Source organism: Bradyrhizobium sp. 170 (assembly GCF_023101085.1).
In the GTDB taxonomy this organism is placed as follows: domain Bacteria; phylum Pseudomonadota; class Alphaproteobacteria; order Rhizobiales; family Xanthobacteraceae; genus Bradyrhizobium.
This window is the reverse complement of record NZ_CP064703.1, coordinates 6836346-6855909: the sequence shown is the minus strand read 5'-3', so window position 1 is coordinate 6855909 and position 19564 is coordinate 6836346. Positions and strand designations below refer to the sequence as shown.

Annotated in this window: 15 protein-coding genes and 2 pseudogenes; 13 read left to right on the top strand and 4 right to left on the bottom strand. The window is 60.4% G+C overall.

Annotation, left to right across the window (positions count from 1 at the left end):
• Positions 1 to 667: 667 nt before the first annotated feature.
• Together IVB05_RS32045 and IVB05_RS32040 are read left to right on the top strand one after the other, a co-directional pair.
• On the top strand, positions 668 to 1894 hold the full coding sequence (locus tag IVB05_RS32045) for an acyl-CoA dehydrogenase family protein (RefSeq protein WP_247780019.1): 1227 nt from the start codon (positions 668 to 670) through the stop codon (positions 1892 to 1894).
• A 10-nt stretch (positions 1895 to 1904) separates the two neighbouring features.
• Positions 1905 to 2459 carry a flavin reductase family protein gene (locus tag IVB05_RS32040; RefSeq protein WP_247780018.1) on the top strand — a complete coding sequence of 185 codons (555 nt, stop codon included), beginning with the start codon at positions 1905 to 1907 and terminating at the stop codon, positions 2457 to 2459.
• 53 nt (positions 2460 to 2512) lie between these two features.
• On the opposite strand, the gene IVB05_RS32035 is transcribed toward IVB05_RS32040, so the two are convergent.
• Positions 2513 to 3388, bottom strand: a complete 876-nt coding sequence (locus IVB05_RS32035; RefSeq protein WP_247780017.1) for a polysaccharide deacetylase family protein — start codon at positions 3386 to 3388, stop codon at positions 2513 to 2515.
• A gap of 25 nt (positions 3389 to 3413) precedes the next feature.
• Positions 3414 to 4520 (bottom strand): LLM class flavin-dependent oxidoreductase, encoded by a 1107-nt coding sequence (locus IVB05_RS32030; protein ID WP_247780016.1) that lies wholly within the window; start codon positions 4518 to 4520, stop codon positions 3414 to 3416.
• Between the two features lie 177 nt (positions 4521 to 4697).
• On the opposite strand from IVB05_RS32030, the gene IVB05_RS32025 reads away from it, so the two are divergent.
• The 4 genes and pseudogenes from IVB05_RS32025 to IVB05_RS32010 form a co-directional block, all read left to right on the top strand.
• Positions 4698 to 5579 (top strand): xanthine dehydrogenase family protein subunit M, encoded by an 882-nt coding sequence (locus tag IVB05_RS32025; protein ID WP_247780015.1) that lies wholly within the window; start codon positions 4698 to 4700, stop codon positions 5577 to 5579.
• On the top strand, positions 5576 to 6061 hold the full coding sequence (locus tag IVB05_RS32020; RefSeq protein ID WP_247780014.1) for a (2Fe-2S)-binding protein: 486 nt from the start codon (positions 5576 to 5578) through the stop codon (positions 6059 to 6061). Before IVB05_RS32025 ends, IVB05_RS32020 begins: the two co-directional genes overlap by 4 nt.
• A complete protein-coding gene (locus tag IVB05_RS32015; RefSeq protein WP_247780013.1) occupies positions 6058 to 8451 on the top strand; it encodes a xanthine dehydrogenase family protein molybdopterin-binding subunit in 2394 nt (797 codons plus the stop codon). The genes IVB05_RS32020 and IVB05_RS32015 overlap by 4 nt, the downstream gene beginning before the upstream one ends.
• 85 nt (positions 8452 to 8536) lie before the next feature.
• A pseudogene (locus IVB05_RS32010) lies at positions 8537 to 8635 on the top strand (enoyl-CoA hydratase/isomerase family protein); the annotation flags it as partial.
• Between the two features lie 15 nt (positions 8636 to 8650).
• Here IVB05_RS32010 and IVB05_RS32005 read toward each other — a convergent pair.
• Entirely contained in the window at positions 8651 to 9805 is a 1155-nt protein-coding gene (locus tag IVB05_RS32005; protein WP_247780011.1) for a zinc-binding dehydrogenase, read from the bottom strand.
• 191 nt (positions 9806 to 9996) lie between these two features.
• On the opposite strand from IVB05_RS32005, the gene IVB05_RS32000 reads away from it, so the two are divergent.
• From IVB05_RS32000 to IVB05_RS31975, 6 genes and pseudogenes are all read left to right on the top strand, one after another.
• Positions 9997 to 11004: an ABC transporter substrate-binding protein gene (locus IVB05_RS32000; RefSeq protein WP_247780010.1), complete on the top strand. Its 1008-nt coding sequence runs from the start codon at positions 9997 to 9999 to the stop codon at positions 11002 to 11004.
• Positions 11005 to 11041: 37 nt separating this feature from the next.
• Positions 11042 to 11856 (top strand): annotated as a pseudogene (locus IVB05_RS31995) (ABC transporter permease).
• A gap of 4 nt (positions 11857 to 11860) precedes the next feature.
• Positions 11861 to 12646, top strand: coding sequence for an ABC transporter permease subunit (locus IVB05_RS31990; RefSeq protein ID WP_247516070.1), 786 nt, complete (start codon positions 11861 to 11863; stop codon positions 12644 to 12646).
• Complete coding sequence (locus tag IVB05_RS31985; protein WP_247780009.1) at positions 12643 to 13704, top strand: ABC transporter ATP-binding protein; 1062 nt, start codon at positions 12643 to 12645, stop codon at positions 13702 to 13704. The genes IVB05_RS31990 and IVB05_RS31985 overlap by 4 nt, the downstream gene beginning before the upstream one ends.
• Before the next feature lie 8 nt (positions 13705 to 13712).
• Positions 13713 to 14552: a phosphodiesterase gene (locus tag IVB05_RS31980; RefSeq protein ID WP_247780008.1), complete on the top strand. Its 840-nt coding sequence runs from the start codon at positions 13713 to 13715 to the stop codon at positions 14550 to 14552.
• Positions 14553 to 14689: 137 nt separating this feature from the next.
• A complete protein-coding gene (locus IVB05_RS31975) occupies positions 14690 to 15658 on the top strand; it encodes a tripartite tricarboxylate transporter substrate-binding protein (protein WP_247780007.1) in 969 nt (322 codons plus the stop codon).
• Positions 15659 to 15709: 51 nt separating this feature from the next.
• Here IVB05_RS31975 and IVB05_RS31970 read toward each other — a convergent pair whose 3' ends face one another.
• Entirely contained in the window at positions 15710 to 15982 is a 273-nt protein-coding gene (locus IVB05_RS31970; protein WP_247780006.1) for a hypothetical protein, read from the bottom strand.
• A 357-nt stretch (positions 15983 to 16339) separates the two neighbouring features.
• Here IVB05_RS31970 and IVB05_RS31965 point away from each other — a divergent pair, with 357 nt between their 5' ends.
• The gene (locus IVB05_RS31965) at positions 16340 to 19534 is read left to right on the top strand and encodes an AAA family ATPase (RefSeq protein WP_247780005.1); all 3195 of its coding nucleotides are present in this window, start codon (positions 16340 to 16342) and stop codon (positions 19532 to 19534) included.
• The last annotated feature ends 30 nt before the right edge of the window (positions 19535 to 19564 follow it).

The window sequence follows — 19564 nt, the reverse complement described above, 5'->3', positions numbered from 1 at the left end:
GCGGATCATTTCCAATGTTAGGGCCGAATCCAGTTTAATATTTTAGAAGCACTATTTCGCCCAATCAAGTTAGCGAGTTGGGCTTGCGACTTGCCCATGGATTCGATCGCGAAATGCAAGACGTCTACGGGATCGCCGTGGCGCGTTGCGAAGTGCTTGCCTTCGTACTCCTTGATGAGTGTAGACAGAACCTCGAAACGGTCGCCATCGGCGGTTCCAGGCGCGGGCTCGGCCTCAAAATAACGAGTTACTTCGCGGACGGCCAGTCGTAATCCTGTTCATTGTGGATAGGCTTTACGTCCATCATCACACAGTCCCGCGTTTATGCCGTCATACTCTTCGTGCGTACCCGCAAATTTGATGCGAGCGATTCGAAATAATAAGAGGTGCGGACAACAAGTCTTCTCGGCCTACAACTTCATTCGCACAGGCTATCACCTGTTCAGTCCCAAAAATCCTGGGGCGTAAAATAGCGGCTCGTCCGTTGCGTACCTCAAATTGCTCTACTCGCCCGGTGGCCTTATGGCCACCGGGCTTTTTTTGCGTTTTGGGGACCAGCGCCTTGTGGCGGAGTAGCCATGCCCCCCGTGCGCCTTGATCATTGGCGGTCAGCCGGTAGACTGGCAAAGCTCGGGTGGCGCAAAGCAACGGGCAGGCGAGGAAACACATGGCTGGAGACGGTGGAAAGCCGGATGCAGGTTCGCCCGCGGGGCCGGGCGCGGACAGCTATGTCGCCATGGTTGCGCGTGCTAAGGCCTTGATTCCGGAATTGCGCGATCGTGCTTCAAGGACGGAGGAGCTTCGGCGCCTGCCGCCGGAGACCGAGCGCGATTTGCATAACGCCGGATTGTTCCGAATCGTGCAACCCAAACGCGTTGGAGGGGCCGAGCTTGACTATGTCGCTCTGGTCGATTGCGCCGACGCGCTGGGGCAGGCAGACGCTTCCGTGGCGTGGAACTTCGCCAATCTTGCCAGCCATCACTGGATGCTGGGTATGTTCGACCGGCAGGCGCAGGACGCCGTCTGGGGCAGGAATGCCGATGCGCTGATCGCGTCGTCTTTCATCTTTCCGGCCGGTCGCGCGAGAAAGGCGGATGGGGGATATGTCCTTCGTGGTCACTGGCCGTTCTGCTCGGGCGTCGAGTCTTGCGACTGGAACATGCTTGCCGGCGTGGTGTCTTCCGAAGATGAGGCTGACGGCATCGAATACCGTATATTCCTGCTCAACAGGAGCGAGTACAAGATCAACGACACCTGGAATGCGACGGGATTGTGCGGTACCGGATCGAACGACGTATGGGTCGAGGATGCCTTTGTAGCGGAGAAAATGACCGTCGCGGTCAGCGAACTGACCGGCGGACCGACGCCGGGAAGCATGGTCAACCCAAACGCGCTGTATGCGCTGCCGGTATTCTCTCTCTTCCCTTACGTGTTGTCGGGTGTTGGCTTGGGTAATGCGCAAGCCTGCCTGAACGACTACGTCGAATTCGCGCGGCATCGAGCCTCGACCTACAATCGTGCCAAACTGAGCGACCTGCAGACGACCCAAATCAAGATCGCAGAGGCCTCCGCCAAGATCGACGCGGCCCGCCTCGTCATGCGCACGAACTGCGTCGATGCGATGGCTGACGCAAGGCGGGGCTACGTTCCCGACCTCGTGGCAAAGACGAGGCTGCGGCGCGATGGTGCGTTCGCGGTGAAGCTTTGCACCGAGGCGGTCTCGTTGTTGTTCGCGGCAAGCGGTGCGCGCAGCCTGTTTACGTCAGGCGCGCTGCAGCGGCAGTTCCGCGACGCCCACGCGGTGAATTCGCACCTCGCATTCAATTTCGATGCGGCAGGAACCAATTATGGACGCGTGGCGCTTGGCCTGCCGTCCGAAAATCTGACGCTCTGAGGCTTGGCGGATGTCTGACGCACCCAAACATCCAGCCGATCCGGCCAACGAGTTTGCCAGTGACAACTCGGCGATCGATCCCCGGGACTTTCGCAATGCACTTGGCACCTTCGCCACAGGCGTCACCATCGTCACGGCGATGGCGGCGGATGGAAGGCCGTATGGCGTGACCTGCAATTCCTTTGCCTCGGTGTCGCTCAATCCGCCGCTGGTATTGTGGAGTCTGGGGATGTTTTCTCAGGGACTCACGATCTTCCAGAATGCCAGTCATTTCACGGTCAATGTTCTCGGAGCTTCCCAAGAAGCACTTGCGTCTCGGTTTGCAAAATCGTCGGACGACAAGTTCGCCGGCGTGAGCTGGACGCCGGGGCTTGGCAACGCGCCGGTGCTGACCGACAGCGTCGCCAATTTCCAATGCCGCGCGGCCAATCGGTATTACGGCGGCGACCACATCATCTTCCTGGGCGCTGTCGAGGCCTACACCTATAATCGGCAGGAACCGCTACTGTTTGCGCGTGGCAGCTTCGGCCGGTTTATTGCCGGGGACTGCAACAAGTCCTCGTGAGCGGATCGCCGAATCCCGCAGGATCGTCCGCTGCCTTGCGGCAGATATGCAACTTAATGCTTTGCCATCTCTGCGCGATACCAGTCGCCGATCTCGCTGGCTGTCATCAGTGCGACGCCATCGTGACCTAGGACGTAGTCGAGCAGCGCCTCCAGATACTTGATGCGATGCGGCACGCCCGTAATGTAGGGGTGAATTGAAATCGCCATGATCCGCGCGTTCGATGCGCCTTCCAGATATAACCGGTCGAACTGATCGGTGCAGCGTTTCAGGAATTGCTCGGAAGGTAGATGCTGCAGCGCATGGATGACGATATCGTTGGTTTCGACCGAATAGGGAATTGTGGTTATGGTACCGTGAGGCGTGGCGATGTCCTGCGGCAGATCGTCGATCACCCAGTCCGCGACATACTCGATGCCGTTGAGGCGAAGCAGATCAAGAGTTTCCTCGGTCTCCGTGAGGCCGGGGCTTTCCCATGACCGTGGCGGCTTCCCTGCAAATTTCGAAATTGTCTCGACCGAGCGCTTGATGGCATCCGCCTGGTTCTCGACCTTGTGCATCGGCCCCTGCACGAAACCGTGGCCCATGAATTCGAATCCCGCTTCGAGCGCCGCTGACGCGACACGCGGATAGGAATTGCAGACATTGGCATTGATTGCCAGGGTCACCGGTATTTTGCGGTCGGTCAGTGCCGTGAACTGACGCCAGAAGCCGGCGCGCATGCCGTATTCATGCCAGGACCAGTTCGGCACGTCGGGCAAAAGCGGCTGACCCATGGGCGGGCTCAGCACGGTGCGAGGCATGGCGCTCTCGATCCGCCATTCCTCGACATTGAGAATGACCCATACCGCGAGCTTCTTTCCGCCGGGAAGTGCAAGCTTCGGTCGGTCGACTTGTGCTTGATAGGGAATGCGATCGCTCAGCGCCACGGCAAGCTTTCCTGGTGTCGATGGACTATTCGGCGGCCTTGGAGCCGCTGGATGCACTGGCATTGACTCGTGGCACGACCTTTTCGGCCATCAGGATCATTGACTGGCGTCCGAGTTCGCGATCCTTCCAATCCTTGCCAGCATAGAGCAGGGTGCCGAAACGCCCGGTCTCTTCCTGAAAAGCCAGCAGTTGATCGGCCACGCTCTCCGGCGTGCCATGAATGATCAGTTTGTTGCAGATCGACTCCAGCGTCACCTCGTTGTCGGGCTGATCGCGGCGCGTCTTGAACAATTCAAGGCGGCCACCACGCTTCAGCTTGGTGAACAGCGAGCGATAGTAATAAACATAGGGTCCGTTCGGATCGGTGGCGTAGGCCTTTGCGGTGGCTGCGTCCTTGGCGACGAACACGCTCTTGGCAACGCGCCAATTCGCCGAATCCGCAGGGCGGCCGGCGCGTTCGCAGCCCTCGACGTATTTCGGCCAGTGGCTTTTCACCCAGGCCGGCATCAGGAAGTTTGCCGAGATCGGCTCCCAGCCGCGTGCGGCGGCTTCCGTCACGCCTTTTGAGAACGGCGCCACCGCCGTGACCACGATCGGCGGGTGCGGCCGTTGCAGTGGGCGCGGAATGAAGCCCTGGCCGATGTCTTCGATCAGGGTCTTCTGAACCGATATGTTCCAGAACTGGCCCTGAAGATTGTAGGGCGGCTCGCTCGCCCAGATCTGAAGCACTTGATTGATCGCCTCCAGGAACATGGCATTCCTGTCCGCCTCGAGGTTGCCGAATACTTCAGCGTCCGACAGCAGGCCGCCGGGGCTGATGCCGAAGATCAGGCGTCCGTCGAGCATATGATCGAGCATCGCGATCGAGGCTGCAATCGCCGCCGGATGAGCATTCGGCATGTTGATGGTGCCGGTGCCAAGCTTGATCTGCCTGGTCGCCGCCGCGAGCCATGCGATGAAAGCGATGCAGGACGTAATGTTCTCGGCTCTGTCGGTGACGTGCTCGCCGACATAGGCTTCGGTGAAGCCGAGTTCATCCGCCAGCAGGAAAGCCTCGCGATCCTCCTTGAGCGAAAGCCGCCAATCCTTGTCGACGGGATGGATCGGCATCGTAAAGAACCCAAGCTTCATGGTCTGCTCTTCCCCAAAGGCAGGCTTTTTGTTTGGCACAGAACGTGCGTCGTTCGTCGCACGAAAACAAGCTCAAAGTCGAAATAATCACCCGACAACAAACTTGACCTTTGGCGGTCTCAGCCGTCTAATCCCGCGAAAATGCCGATAGTATTGGCCGGAGAGGTCACGCCAGAAATGAAAGCCTCGGCTTTCGCTTACGCCCGCGCGACCAGCGTCGCAAATGCGCTGGAATTGCTGACCGCGCATGGCGAAAAGGCCAAGGTGTTATCGGGCGGCCAGAGCCTGCTGCCGGCGATGAACCTGCGCCTGGTCGCGCCCGAACTCATTATCGATATCGGCGAGTTGGCCGAGTTGCGTGGGATCGTGGTGAGGGCAGGCGTCATCACCATCGGTGCGCTGACGCGCCACGCCGACCTCCTGAAATCTCCGGAAATAGCAGCCCATGTTCCCCTGCTGACGGATGCGGTCGCCCATGTTGCCCATCCTGCAATCCGCAACCGCGGCACCATCGGGGGAAGCCTTGCGCACGCAGACCCGGCTTCCGAACTGCCGGCCTGCATGCTCACGCTTGGCGCTACCATCGTTGCTCGCGGGCCAAGCGGCGAGCGGCGGATTGCGGCAAGCCAATTTTTCGTCGGGATCTACGAAACCGCGCTCAAGCCGGAGGAGTTGTTGGTCGCCGTTGAACTGCCGGTGAGTCCAAAAAATTCGACGCATTTCTTTCATGAGCTTGCCCGTCGACATGGCGACTACGCAATCGTCGGTCTCGCAGCGCAGGCCTTCGTCAGGGATGGGCGGTTTACTGATCTTCGCCTTGGTTTCTTTGCGGTCGGCGATCGCCCGTTACTAGCCAGGTCTGCCGGCAAACTGGTCGATGTAGCCATTACGTCTACGGTGTTGTCCGAGGCGTCTTCCGCATTGAATGACGAGCTGGATCCCCTGGAGGATCAACAGGCGACACCCGCCATGCGCCGGCATCTGGCGAAGGTCCTGTTGGCGCGTTGCGTATCTTCGCTGCTTGATCGCCCTGATCTCCACGCGGGAGTATCAGCGTGACGGCTGCGGTTGCGATTTCGCTCAGTGTCAATGGTGAACGTGTTGAAGCGAGTGTACTGCCGCGCCTGAACTTGGCGGATTTTCTTCGCGAGCGTCTTGAGCTGACCGGCACGCATGTCGGTTGCGAACACGGGGTGTGCGGTGCATGCACGGTCCGCGTCAATGGCGATATCGTCCGTTCCTGCCTGCTGCTTGCGGTGCAGGCGCACAATGCGACGGTTGAGACGATCGAGGGGGTCTCCGACAGCGGCGAGATTGCGGATTTGCAGTCTGCATTCCGGGAACGTAACGCACTGCAATGCGGCTTCTGTACGCCGGGAATGCTGATGGCGGCGCAGGATCTGCTGAAACAATCGCCGTGTCCGGATCGAGAACAGATTCGCGAACATCTTTCCGGCAACTATTGTCGCTGTACAGGTTATCAGGCCATCGTCGACGCCATCGAGACCACAGCGCGGGCGCGCGCCGGACGCTTGCCATGACATCGAAGCAGGCAAATCCTGAAACGCTTTCTGCGCTGGACCGGCCGAACTCCTATATCGGCAAGACAGTGCCGCGGCCGAACCTCGAGCGGCTGATGCAGGGACGCGGGCTCTACGTCAGCGACATGGAGCTGCCGCGAATGGCGCATGTCGTGTTCCTGCGCTCGCCGCATGCGCACGCAAAGATCAATGGCATCGACGCGTCAGTGGCCAAGCAGATGCCCGGCGTGATCGCCGTCATCACAGGTAGGGAACTCTCGGCTGTCATTACGCCGTGGGTCGGCGTACTCTCGCATTTGAAGGGCCTCAAATCCGCTCCGCAAAGCGCTATCGCCGTTGACCGCGTGTGCTGGCAGGGCGAAGCGGTCGCCGCCGTGGTGGCGAGCAGTCGCGCTCAGGCTGAGGACGCCGCGGAGTTCGTCTTGGTCGACTATGAGGAACTCGATGCCGTAACAGACATGCGCACCGCGCTTGATCCGGCCACAACCGTGATTCACGCCTCGCTTGGCGACAACCTGGCTTTTGAACGCAATCACGATGCGGGCACCGTCGATCGGGCCTTTGCCGAATCCGACGAGGTGGTGGAGACAGAGTTCGTTTTCGGACGGCACACCGGCGTGACACTCGAACCGCGCGCGGTGGTAGCGGACTGGAACGCCGCGGAAGCGAGACTGACCATCTATCAAGGTACGCAGGCGCCGCATATGGTGCAAAATATTGCGGCGCTCCATCTCGGTTTGAAGGAATCACAGGTCCGCGTGGTCTGCAAGGACGTCGGCGGCTCCTTCGGCATCAAGGTTCACATCTATGCCGACGAGATGGCGACTTACGCGCTGTCCAAGCTCTTGCGGCGTCCGGTCAAATTCGTCGCCGATCGGATCGAGAGCTTCAACACCGATATTCATGCCCGCGACCATCGCTGCAAGGCAAAGATCGGCGTCAGGCGTGATGGCACTATCACGGCATTTGAGATCGACGACCTTACGGGGATCGGACCCTATTCGATGTATCCGCGCACCAGCGCGATCGAGGCCAATCAGGTCGTCAATCTCGTCGGTGGTCCCTATGTGACGAGGAATTATCGTGCCCGGGCCCGTGTCGTGTTCCAGAACAAGAACGTGATGTGCCAGTACCGCGCTGTTGGCCATCCGATCGCCTGCTCGGTGACGGAAGGCCTGGTCGATCTGGCGGCCATGAAGATCGGCATGGACCCGATCGAGATCCGCCGTCGCAATCTGATTGCCGATGACGCTTACCCCTGCGCTTCACCGTCAGGTTTGCGCTTCGAGCAATTGTCGCACCATGCAGCGCTCGCCAAGCTCGTCAAAATGATGGGCTACGACGCGTTGCGCGCCGAGCAGACCGCCCTGCGGGCGAAAAGTATCCATCGTGGCATAGGTATCGCCAGCTTCATCGAGGTTACCAATCCCAGTGCGGCGTTTTATGGCGTCGGCGGTGCGAAGATATCCTCGCAGGATGGCGTCGCGGTGCGGCTCGACGCGCAGGGGTCAGTGATCTGCCAGACAAGTATCACAGAGCAGGGACAGGGATCGGAATCGCTTACCGCACAGATCGTCGGAAGCGTGCTTGGCGTCTCGATGGACCGCGTTCGCGTGATCCTGGGCGATACCGACAATACGCCGTATGGCGGAGGCACCTGGGCCTCGCGCGGCGCTGGTATTGGTGGAGAGGCCGCGCTTCAAGCCACCAAGATACTGCGCAAGAACATCCTCGACGTAGCGGCCGCCGTCCTGCAATCGACGCCAGGGGAACTCGACATTGTCAACAATGGTGTCGTGAATGCCGTCGATGGTACGCCGCGGATCGATTTGAGCGAGCTCGCACGCATTGTCTATTTTCGTCCCGATACGCTGCCGCCCGGCATTCAGCCCGAGTTTATGGCGACCAGGCACTTTGTCCCGCGTGACTACCCCTTTGCCTTCACCAATGGCGTTCAGGCTTCCTGGCTTGAGGTCGATACCGATACCGGCTTCGTGAAACTGCTGAAGCATTGGGTGGTCGAGGATTGCGGCACCATCATCAATCCACAGTTGGTCGATGAGCAGATCAGGGGAGGTGTGGTGCAGGGACTTGGTGCCGCATTGTTTGAGAAATGCGTTTATGACGAACGCGGCCAACTCACCAACGCCAATATGGCCGATTATCTGGTTCCGATGTCCGGTGAAATGCCAGACATCGATGTCGGGCATGTGGTTTCACCAACCGTGGAAATGGAACTGGGGGCGAAGGGCGCTGGCGAGGCCGGCACGGCAGGTGCGGCGGCGGCCGTAACCAACGCGGTCAACGACGCGCTCCGGCCGTTTGGGACAATCATCACGGAAATTCCGCTGACGCCTCAGGTTATCCTGACTGCCTTGGGGCGAATATAATACGACGCAACAGGATCGATCAGACAGAACGAGCATTCAGATGGGCCAAGCCCAACGCGCCATCAAGACCGAGTGCAACGAATCCCTCTATGACAAGCTCCTGCCGCTGTTCAAAACGCATGACATGCAGGAAGGTATCAAGGCGTTCATGGAGAAGCGCGAGCCGAAATTCGAGGGCCGGTGATCTCTCCCGATTGCGTTACTCGGCCGCGGCGTTAGCGATCGCGCCCGCCTGCCGGTTGGTCACAACCACCTTGATCGCATCCTCGATACGCTCTCGGGCATAGCGCAGCGCAGTCGGCAGGTCAGCCAGCGGGAATGTGTGGGTATGGATTTTCGTCGCGTCGAAGCGCTTCTCCGCCATCAGCGCCATGGCGCGGCGGGTGGCGCTGCGGCCTTCACCACGAATTCCGTAGGCATAGATATTGTTCTTTACGAGATGCGCGAGATCCATCGTGACTGGATCGTGTGGAAACGCGGCGAGACAAATTTTCCCGCCGCGATTGGTCATGTGAATGGCCTGGTTGATCGTCGCCTCATTGCCGGCGCACTCGACCACATAGTCCGCGCCGATGCCCCCGGTGAGTTGCCTGACCACCTCAACCGCGTCCTCGTCGTTGATGTTGACGACCCGATCGGCGCCGAGCTCTCGGCCGATCGCCAGTCGTCTGTTGCGTGTCCCGGTCAGGATGACCGGGCTGGCGCCGAGCGCCTTGGCAACGGCCACCGCGAGTAGTCCGATCGGTCCCGGGCCGATCACCACAACGCTCTCGCCGGCTACCAACCCTCCCAACTCCGTCAATCCATACATCGACGTCCCCGCGGTGACCACCAGCGTCGCCTCGGCGTCGCTCATGGTGTCGGGCACTCGCGCCAGCGTGTTGATGTGATTGACGGCGTATTCGGCAAAGCCGCCGTCTGTCGTGAAGCCGTTCGCGCGATGGCCCTTCTCCGGCTTCCCGTAGTTCAGACATGACGTATACATGCCCTGGCGGCAGCGCTTGCACTGGCCGCAGCCGGCGTGGATCTCCACGCTGATCCGCTCTCCGATCTCGAATTCGTCGACGTCGGGCCCGAGCGCGGCGACCGTGCCCATATACTCGTGGCCCGGCGTGAAATTCTTGTTGAAGGGCAGGCCGCCTTCAATACTGGCCGGCGATCCCGAATGAATGATTTCGAGATCGGTGGCACAGATTGCAACCGCATCGATCCGGATCAGGACTTCGGCGCGTGACGGAACGGGCACCGGCTTTTCAAGCAGCAACAGATGGTCCGGGTCGCCCAGCACCCAGGCCTTCATCTGGTCGGGAATGGGAAGTGCGGGCGATGTCTTCACGCCTGAGGGTTGGTACATGGGCGTATCCTCTCGTCCCCCGGATGCTACCGGAAATCGCCGACCGACAAAATTGCTGAATAGGGGTGGCGTTTGCCGGAGACATTTGCTGCATAGCAAAATGCCCTGTCGCAAAAGCTTCATGCGCGGCCTATACTTGCACACCGGTTGGTGATGAGATCGTCAATTGCCGCCCTGAACCGGAGTGACCCATGAAGACCGTCCGTTTTGTACTTGCCTTGCTCGCGCTGTCCCTGACTGCGCCCTGGCAATCCGCCAAAGCGGCCGACGTCATCTGCTACAATTGCCCGCCGGAATGGGCGGACTGGGCTTCGATGCTCAAGGCGATCAAGGCCGATCTCAACTACGATATCCCGCACGACAACAAGAATTCCGGCCAGGCGCTGGCTCAGATCCTCGCCGAGAAAAACAACCCCGTCGGCGATATCGGTTATTTCGGCGTGACCTTCGGTATGAAAGCCAAAGCGCAGGATGCGCTTGAGCCTTACAAGCCGGCGAAATGGGACCAGGTTCCTGCCGGCCTGAAAGATGCCGACGGCTATTGGACCACGATTCATTCCGGCACGCTTGGCCTGTTCGTGAACAAGGACGCGCTCGGCGGCAAGCCGGTGCCGGCCTGCTGGAAGGATCTCCTGAAGCCCGACTATAAGGGCATGGTCGGCTATCTCGATCCGTCCTCGGCTGCGGTCGGGTATGTCGGCGCGGTCGCGATCAATCTGGCGCTCGGCGGCTCCGAAGCAAACTTCGATCCCGCGATCAACTTCTTCAAGGATCTGCGGAAGAACGATCCGATCGTTCCCAAGCAGACGTCCTACGCCCGCGTTGTCTCCGGCGAGATGCCGATTCTGTTCGACTATGATTTCAACGCCTATCGCGCGAAATACTCAGAAAAAGGCAATTTTGAATTCGTGATCCCCTGCGAGGGATCGGTGGTGTTCCCCTACGTCGTCGGCCTCGTCAAGAACGCACCCGACAAGGACAAGGCCAAGAAGGTGCTGGATTATCTTTTGTCCGACAAGGGACAGGCGATCTGGACCAACGCCTATCTCCGCCCGGCGCGGCCGATCGAGCTGCCTGAGGCGATGAAGAAGAAGTTCCTGCCTGACAGCGACTATGCGCGCGCGAAGAACGTCGACTGGGGCCAGATGGAAAACGTGCAAAAAGGCTTTGTCGACCGCTATCTCGCCGAGGTTCGCTGAGGCAATATGGCGCCTCTCGCCGGGGCGCTATCTTCTGATGTCACATAGGTCCTTTGTCTGGTTCTGCCTGCTGCCGCTTGCGGTGGTGACGGTGGCGTTCTTTCTTTTGCCGATGGCACGACTTGTCGTGACCGGCGCGGAAGGTCCGCAGGGGCTCGCGGGATATCTCGCGATCCTGACCGAGCCGCGTTACCGTGCGACGCTTGTCAACACCATCCTGCTTGCCGCCGCGACCACCATTGTGACGTTGATCGTGGCGACGATCGCTGGAATGTTCCTGCAACGGCACCGTTTCCCGGGTCGCGCGGTCTGATTGCGATGCTGACCTTTCCGCTGGCGTTTCCCGGCGTGGTGGTCGGCTTCTTGATCATTCTCCTCGCCGGGCGACAGGGCCTGATCGGCGATTTCTCCAACCGCCTGTTTGGCGAGAAGCTGGTCTTTGCCTATTCGATCTATGGCCTGTTTCTCGGCTATCTGTATTTCTCCATCCCACGCGTCATTCTCACCATTATGGCCGCGGTACAGAAGCTCGATGTCGGCCTGGAAGAAGCCGCCCGTTCGCTCGGCGCGGGCCCGTGGGCGGTGCAGCGCGATGTCGTGCTGCCGGCGCTGGCGCCGGCTTTCGTTGCCTCCGGCGCCATTGCCTTCGCGACCGCGATGGGCGCGTTCGGTACGGCGTTTACGCTGGCAACGAACATCGACGTACTGCCGATGTTGATTTATACCGAATTCACGCTGGCTGCGAATTTCTCCATCTCGGCCGCGCTGTCGGTCGGGCTCGGCATCATCACCTGGCTCATTCTTGCGCTTGCCCGCTCCTTTAGCGGAAGCGCCGTTGCGGCGGCTGGATGAGACCATGCGCGATCGCCTGATCTTCACCGGCCAACTCATTTTCACACTGTTGGTCGCCGCATTCCTGGTGGTGCCCGCGATCCTGTCGATTTCCGCTGGCGTGACCGTGAATTATTTCCGCGGCATCCAATCGGGCGTGACCCTGCAGTGGGTCGTGCAGGTATGGGAGCTCTATGCCGGCACCATCCTGCTGTCATTCGTAGTCGCATTTGCGACGCTTGCAGTAACGCTCGCCGTGGGCGTTCCAGCCGCCTATGCCTTGCATGTGCGGGGAGGGCGCCTGTCGCGGATCGTCGAAGAGATCATCACCCTGCCGTTGGCGATCCCTGGCCTGGCTATCGCGCTGGCGCTGCTCTTGACCTACGGGGGATTCGGCGATTTTCGCCGCTCCTGGTTATTCATTCTCGTGGGTCATGTCATCTTCACCATGCCCTTCATGGTACGATCGGTCATGGCTGTGTTCGCGACCGTCGACATCAAGACGCTGGACGAAGGCGCAGCGTCGCTCGGCGCATCGCCGTGGCGGCGTTTCCGCGACGTGATCGTGCCCAACGCGGTGCCGGGGATATTGGCGGGCAGCCTGATGGTGGTGACGCTGTCGCTCGGTGAATTCAACCTCACGTGGATGCTCCACACGCCGTTGACCAAGACGCTGCCGATTGGCCTTGCCGACAGCTATGCCTCGATGCGGCTGGAAGTGGCGTCGGCCTACACGTTGATCTTCTTCGTGATGATCATTCCACTGCTGGTTGCCATGCAATTGTTTGCCGAGAAGGAACAGAAAAGATGAGTGCGCAGGCCGGACATGGCGCCTCGGTGCATATCGAGGCCTGCGGCAAGACGTTTGCCGACGGAACGCGCGCGCTTGAACCTGCGACGCTTGACATCGCCCGTGGTGAAACGCTGGTGCTGCTCGGTCCCTCCGGCTGCGGCAAAACTACCATGCTGCGCATCATCGCGGGGCTCGAAGTGCCCGATGCCGGCGGCAGGGTGCTGTTCGACGGCAAGGACATGACGGCAGTGCCGATCGAGCGGCGTAACGTCGGCATGGTGTTCCAGTCCTACGCGCTTTTCCCTAACATGACCGTATCGGACAATATCGGCTATGGTCTGAAGATCCGCGGGATACCGGCCAAGGAGCGGGCGGCACGCGTCGCCGAACTGGTGGCGCTGACAAATATCTCCGGCCTTGAGAACCGCCGCATCGACCAGCTTTCCGGCGGTCAGCGTCAGCGCGTCGCGCTGGCGCGCGCGGTTGCGATCCGGCCGGGCATCCTGTTGCTCGATGAACCGCTGACGGCGCTTGATGCCGCATTGCGCGACCGGCTGCGCGGCGAACTGAATCGCCTGCTGCGCGCGTTGGGTATCACCACGATTTATGTGACCCACGATCAGTCCGAGGCCATGGAGCTCGGTGATCGTGTCGTCGTCATGCAGAAGGGAGCGATTGCCCAGATCGGCACGCCACGTGAGATCTACTTCACGCCGCGAAGCCGCTTTGTCGCCGAATTCATTGGCGCCGCGAATATTGTCGAAGCGGCCATAGAGGGCGGTCATCTCATGTTGCCGGGCGGACGGCAGCCGATTCACTGCGACGTGGACATGCCGGCGGCGGTTGCAATGATCCGCCCCGAAACCATTCGCGTGACGTCAGCCGGAAGTGCGTCGCTTTCGGGCACTATCGACAGCGTGAGCTTCATTGGTGATAGGCAACGGCTGGTCATCAGTGGTGCATCCAATAGATTGCTCAGCGTCGACGCGCCGAATACGGTTCAAGCCAAGGCTGGCGAACGGATCGGACTGTCGATTTCGCCGGACGCCGTCCGTCTGTTGCCGCCTGAGAATTGAGAAGCCCGATGTCGCCAAAGCCGGTTCATATTGCCCAGATTTCCGACCTGCACATCAAGCCGCCGGGATCGCTGGCCTATGGCCGGGTCGATACCGCCAAGGCGCTCGAGCGTTGCGTCGCGGCGCTGAACGAATTCGATCCGGCGCCCGACTTTGTGGTCATCTCCGGCGATCTGGCGGACACGCCGACGGCCGAGGAATATCAATATCTCAAGCGGCTGCTGTCGCCGCTCAAGCTTCCGTTCGCCGGCATTCCCGGCAACCACGATTCGCGCGAGCTGATGCGTGCCGCGTTTCCTTCCGCTTCGTATGCGTTCGTGTCCGGGCCGCTCAATCAGAAGATCGAGGTCGCCGGGCTCGATCTGCTGTTGCTGGATTCAAGCGTGCATCGAAAGCCGCATGGCGAACTCGAAGAGCCTACGTTGCAATGGCTTGATGCCACTCTGGCTTCGTCGTCCGACCGTACGGCGCTGCTGTTTCTGCACCATCCGCCGTTCAAGGCGGGCATTTGGCACATGGATCGCCAGAATCTCCTCAACGCGGGCGATCTCGCGCCCATCGTGCGCCGTCACCCCCGCGTGCAGCTGATCGCAACGGGGCATGTCCATCGCGCGACACTGACCATGTTTGCGGGCGTGCCGACCACTATCTGCCCAGCCCCGAATCATGCCGTCGATCTCGATCTGGCCGAACTGCGCGAACCCTCCTTCAAGGTCGAGCCGACCGCCTTCCACCTCCATAGCTGGTTTCCGGGCGAGGGATTCGGCACGGTCGTGACCCATCAAGTCCCCATAGGGACCTTCGACGGGCCGCATCCGTTTTTTGGACCGGACGGCAAGCTCCTTTAGTCACCGCGCGCACCCGGCATTCGCAGCCGGGGGCAGTCGATTTCCGGACCGATTGCAAAGCGGAGAGTTCGAGCGCAATCTTTCCTCAAGAGAGGCGGCTGCGATTACGCAAAGCCTGCCCGATCGGGAGGAAATGTATGCGTCTGGTCCATTTGCTGATTCCGGCGCTCGTGCTGTTCTCGAGCCACCATGCGATCGCGCAGGGGAGTTATCCCGACCGGCCCATCAAGATGATCGTGCCGCTTGCCGCGGCAAGTGCGGTCGATGTCGCCGCGCGAATCGTCACCCAGAAGATGGCCGACAATATGGGCCAGCAGATCGTGATCCTGAACCAGCCGGGCGCGTCAGGGCTGATCGGGGCGGAGGCCGTCGCCCGTGCCGAACCGGACGGTTACACGATTGGCGGATTCAACGACAGCATCATGACGATGGTGCCGAACCTGCAGTCCAAGATGCGCTGGGATATCCTGAAGGATTTCGAGCCGGTGTCGCTGGTTGCGACGGTGGAATGGGGGCTGGTTGCCAACAATCAAGCCAGCTTCAGGAGCGCAGCGGATCTGATTGCTGCCGCGAAGGCTGCGCCCGGGAAGATCGATTATGGCTCGGGCGGGCCGGGAAGCCCGCAGCATCTGGCGATGGCAATGTTCGCGTCGGCTGCCGGCATATCGCTGACGCATGTGCCCTACAAGGGCGCCACCCAGGCCGCAACCGACATTGCCGCCGGCCAGATTCCCGTCGGCTTCCAGGGGCTGGGCACGGTCGCAACGCTCGTGCGCGGCGGGCAACTCAGGCTGATCGGGGTGACCACCGAGAAGAGATTGTCGCAATTCCCTGATGTGCCGACCGTCTCGGAATCCGGCCTGCCTAGTTTCTTCTTCAACTCATGGTTCACGATTCTCGCTACCGCTGGTACCCCGAAGGATATTGTTGCCCGCCTGAACGCCGAAGTGCTGAAAGCGGTCGGCGATGGCGATGTGCGCCGCAAGCTTGAAGAGCTGGGTTTCGCCGTGCGCGGCAGCTCAGCGGAGGAGCTGCGCGCCATGACGCGCGATCAGCTCGCGAAATATGAGCGCGTGATCAAGGAAATGGGAATCGCCAAGGAATAGCTGCCGGCTGATGCCGCCACAGGCGCCAGTGGCCGGCAGGCCGTCTCGCAATCAATAGCAGGCGTAACGGCGGCCACCGCGGCCGACATAGTAGTCAGCGCCCATTGCACAGGGACCGGCCCCCCAAGCATAAGCTCCGCGGATCTGGTTACGCAGCTGGTAGTCGCCGGTATAGGGACTGTTGGGTCCATTGTTCTGGCAGTTGGCGTTCGGATAGAACTGCGCACAGTAGCCGGGATTGTAGACTACCTCCTGTGCGGCGGCCGGCGCTGCGACTGCAGCGAAAAGGAGGGCTGTCACGCCCAGCAAAGCTAATTTCGTCATGGGTATTCTCCTCAAGGGCTGATCAAAAGCGCGCCGGGTCGAGCGTGTTCGGGCCTGTGCGCGGCTCCATATTCAACGAGCCGTTAGTGCCATGCATGCGGGGAAAGGTTCACGGAGGAGGTGATGCTATGTGGGGCATGGCTAGGCTGTCCGGCATCCCCTAGTTGCATGGCAGGTTATCTGTTACGAGAATCGCAGTTGTGTTTGAATCAATTGCCTTCCGATCCTTCCCAGCCCGAAATCCAGCGCATCATGGCTTGCCGGTCAGAACGCCCACCGATCTCGATAGTCGACCTAAAGACTTGTTCGCCCATGATCTTTCGCTAGTCTGAACCTTATGGATGGAGGAAGCTGAGGGTGTCTTGCCAGGTCTGTTCGTCGACGCTGAGAGCTGGCGATCTGTTTTGCTCTGCATGCGGCGCGGTTGTGCCCAACCATCCGACGAGCCCCCCCGCACCCGAAGCGCGTGGCCGCATCGCCGGCGAACGAAAATTCCTCACCGTGCTCTGTTCCGACCTGCAGCGTTCGACCGATCTGATTTCGGAGCTCGATCCGGAAGAAGCGATTTCCCGGCTCGAGCCGGCCTTGATAGCCATGCGCACGGCAGTTCGCCGCAGCCGCGGGATCGTCAGCAAGGAAGGCGGCGACGGGTTGATTGCGTTGTTTGGTGCGCCGCACGCGGACGACAACCACGCCGTTATGGCCTGTCACGCAGCCATCGAGCTCGTGAGACGCATCAAGCTGCTGGAAGATCCGGAGCTTCACGTCCGGGTCGGCATTCACTCCGGTTATGTCGTCGCGCATGTCATCGAAGCTGACTTCTCTTCGATCTATGAAGCCGGCGGGCCGGCGGTCCATCTGGTGAAACGGTTCGAAAGCGCGGCACTTGCCGGACAGATCCTGGCATCGGAGTCCTGCCAGAGTCTGGCGACCGGAATTGTGACCTTCAATGCCCTGCCGCCGAAACGGATGGAAGGATTTCCCGCACTGGTGCCCTGTTACGAGGTCGTCGATATCAGCGGTTTGAGCCGCTGGCGGGCCCGCTCTACGGCCGGTCTTTCATCCTTCGTCGGCCGGAACGAACAGATTTCGCAGCTCGAGCGCGCGGCGCTGGCAGTCGGTTCTTCCGGGAAGATCGCCGCCGTGGTGGGAACGGCTGGAATAGGAAAGTCCCGTGTAGTCCATGAATTCGTGGCCACGTTGCGGCAACGCGATTGGCAGGTTGTCGAAGCCGAGTGCAATCCGCTCGAGCAGGCAGTTCCGTATGCCTTGCTGAAGAAGCTTGTTCAAAGCGCGCTGCAGGCGGAGAATCTCACCCTCGCGGATCACGTCGGCTCAAGCGGGGACTCCACGCCGGCTCACGCCGAGCTTTGGCCTGCGGCACTCAATTCTGTTCTCGACCAACCGGCCGGGGATCCACGCTGGCGCGATCTCGAACCCTTGCTGCGGCGGCGTGTAATTATCGATGCCGTTCGCAACATGCTGGATCGAGCGGTCTCGTCGCGGCCGACGGTGTTGTTGCTGGAGGATTTGCATTGGATCGATGGCCAGAGCGAGACGGTCGTTGAAGCTTTGATGTCGCTTGCGACCAGCCGGCCGTTGCTGGTGCTGCTGACCTGGCGGACCGAGTATACGCCGGACTGGCTTGAAGGTTTGGATGTACTGCGGATCTGGCTTCGGTCGCTCGACGCGGCCTCGGCAAACGTACTGCTCGACAATTTGCTCGGCACAGCTGTCGATCTCGATGCGCTCAAGGCCCGTATCCTCCGCCACACCGGCCAGATTCCGCTCTTTATCGAGGAGGTCGCCCGGCAGCTCATCGGTCGTCGCGTCGCCGGCGACGCCAAGGCATCGTGGGATACCCTCGAAATTCCTCCCACCGTTCAGGGAGTGATCGCGTCGCGTATCGATCGTTTGCCGAACGAAGATAAGGCGCTTCTGCAGCTCGCTTCGGTTCTCGGACCGCGCATATCGCCGCATCTGCTCGCCGCCGTGACCGAGATGCCGGCGGCGCAATTGCAAAGCCGGCTCTGGTCTCTGGAGATCTTGGACTTCCTTGAGGAGGTACGGTCGGTCCCATCGGTTGAGTATGTCTTTGCCCACGATCTTATTCGTGAGGTCGCTTACGAATCGATCCTCCGTTCGCAGCGGGAAGTGCTGCATCGCCGGATTTTAATGGCTCTGGAAACAACCTCGGCCGGGCGCGAGCATGACGTTGCGGAGGCCCTTTGCCATCATGCGGTCAAGGCGCAGGACTGGAGCAAGGCTGACCGGTATGGGCATTTGGCCGCGAGGAAGGCGTTTGCCAGATCGGCGTTCCGGGACGCTACGGAATATTTCAAGATCGCAATGGATGCGGTGGACAAACAGCCGGAATCGACGGCGCGCGAGCAACGGGCGATCGATCTACGCATCGAAGCGCGACTAGCCTTCGTGTCGTTTGGAAGCATCGAGGAATGGTTCGGTCTTGGTCAGGACGGGGAAGCGCGGTCCAGCAAGATCGGCGATGAAGGACGGCGGCTTGCCTCTATCGCGATCAGGGCCGCGGCGCTGAACTTCTACGGAACGCCATATGAAGCGATTGCGGTGGCGGAAGAAGCCGTCGCCTTGGCCAACAAGATGAGCAACGCCCGTTGGCTCAGCTTCGTCGAATACGGTCTTGGCCAGTCCTATTTTCTCGCCGGACGATATCGGGATGCGGAGCGACATCTCGCGAAGGCAACTGCGTTGCTTACGAGGGCGCCGGAAAACGTTCCTCCGGGAACAACAGGATCCAGCCTTCTGGTGCTCTGCTACATGATGAGCGCCATCGTTCATGCATGGTTAGGCGAATTCGATGAAGCCGAAGGTTGCTCTGAAAAGGCGAGTATCCTGGCCGAAACGAACGATCGCCCTTATGACGTGATCGCAGCCGATTACGGTCGCGGGGTCGTGCAACTGATGCGCGGCGATCTTGAAGAGGCGGAAAACGCTCTCGATCAAGCCTTTCGCGTTTCGCGCGAAAGCGAGGCGCGCTTGTTTCGGCCCCTTATTATGAGTGCGCTAGGGAGCCTTTACACGCAGCAGGGACGTGCTGAGCGCGCGACTGAGATATTGCTGCAGGCCAAGGATGAAGCCGACAAGCTTGGTCATGAAACCAGCAAGGTCGCCGTCTCGGCGTATCTCGGCGCGGCCTATGGCCAACTCGGCAATATCCAGCACGGATTGTCCCTCCTGCGCGCCTGCCAGGCCAGCGCTAGACAGAAGGGATATGCAGGCATCGAGGCGCTGGCGGCGAGTGCAGAGGCGAATATTCTCGCGGCGCAAGGCGGGCACATGCTCGAGGAGGCCATGGCCTGTCTGCAACGAATCATCGAATTCACTGCCAAGCTCGAAGCCTTGCCCCTGCTGGGAGCGGCCAAGGGAGTGCGGGCCCGGCTCCTGGCGGCCTCCGGCCGGACAGACGAGGCAAGGGAGGAATTGGTCCAGGCTATTACCCTCTTCGACCAATCAAAAATGACTGTACATCTACAACGTGCTAAGGCGGCGCTCTCCAAGTTCTCGGATATTTGACATAATATGGCCACGTTATGGCCCCGGCAA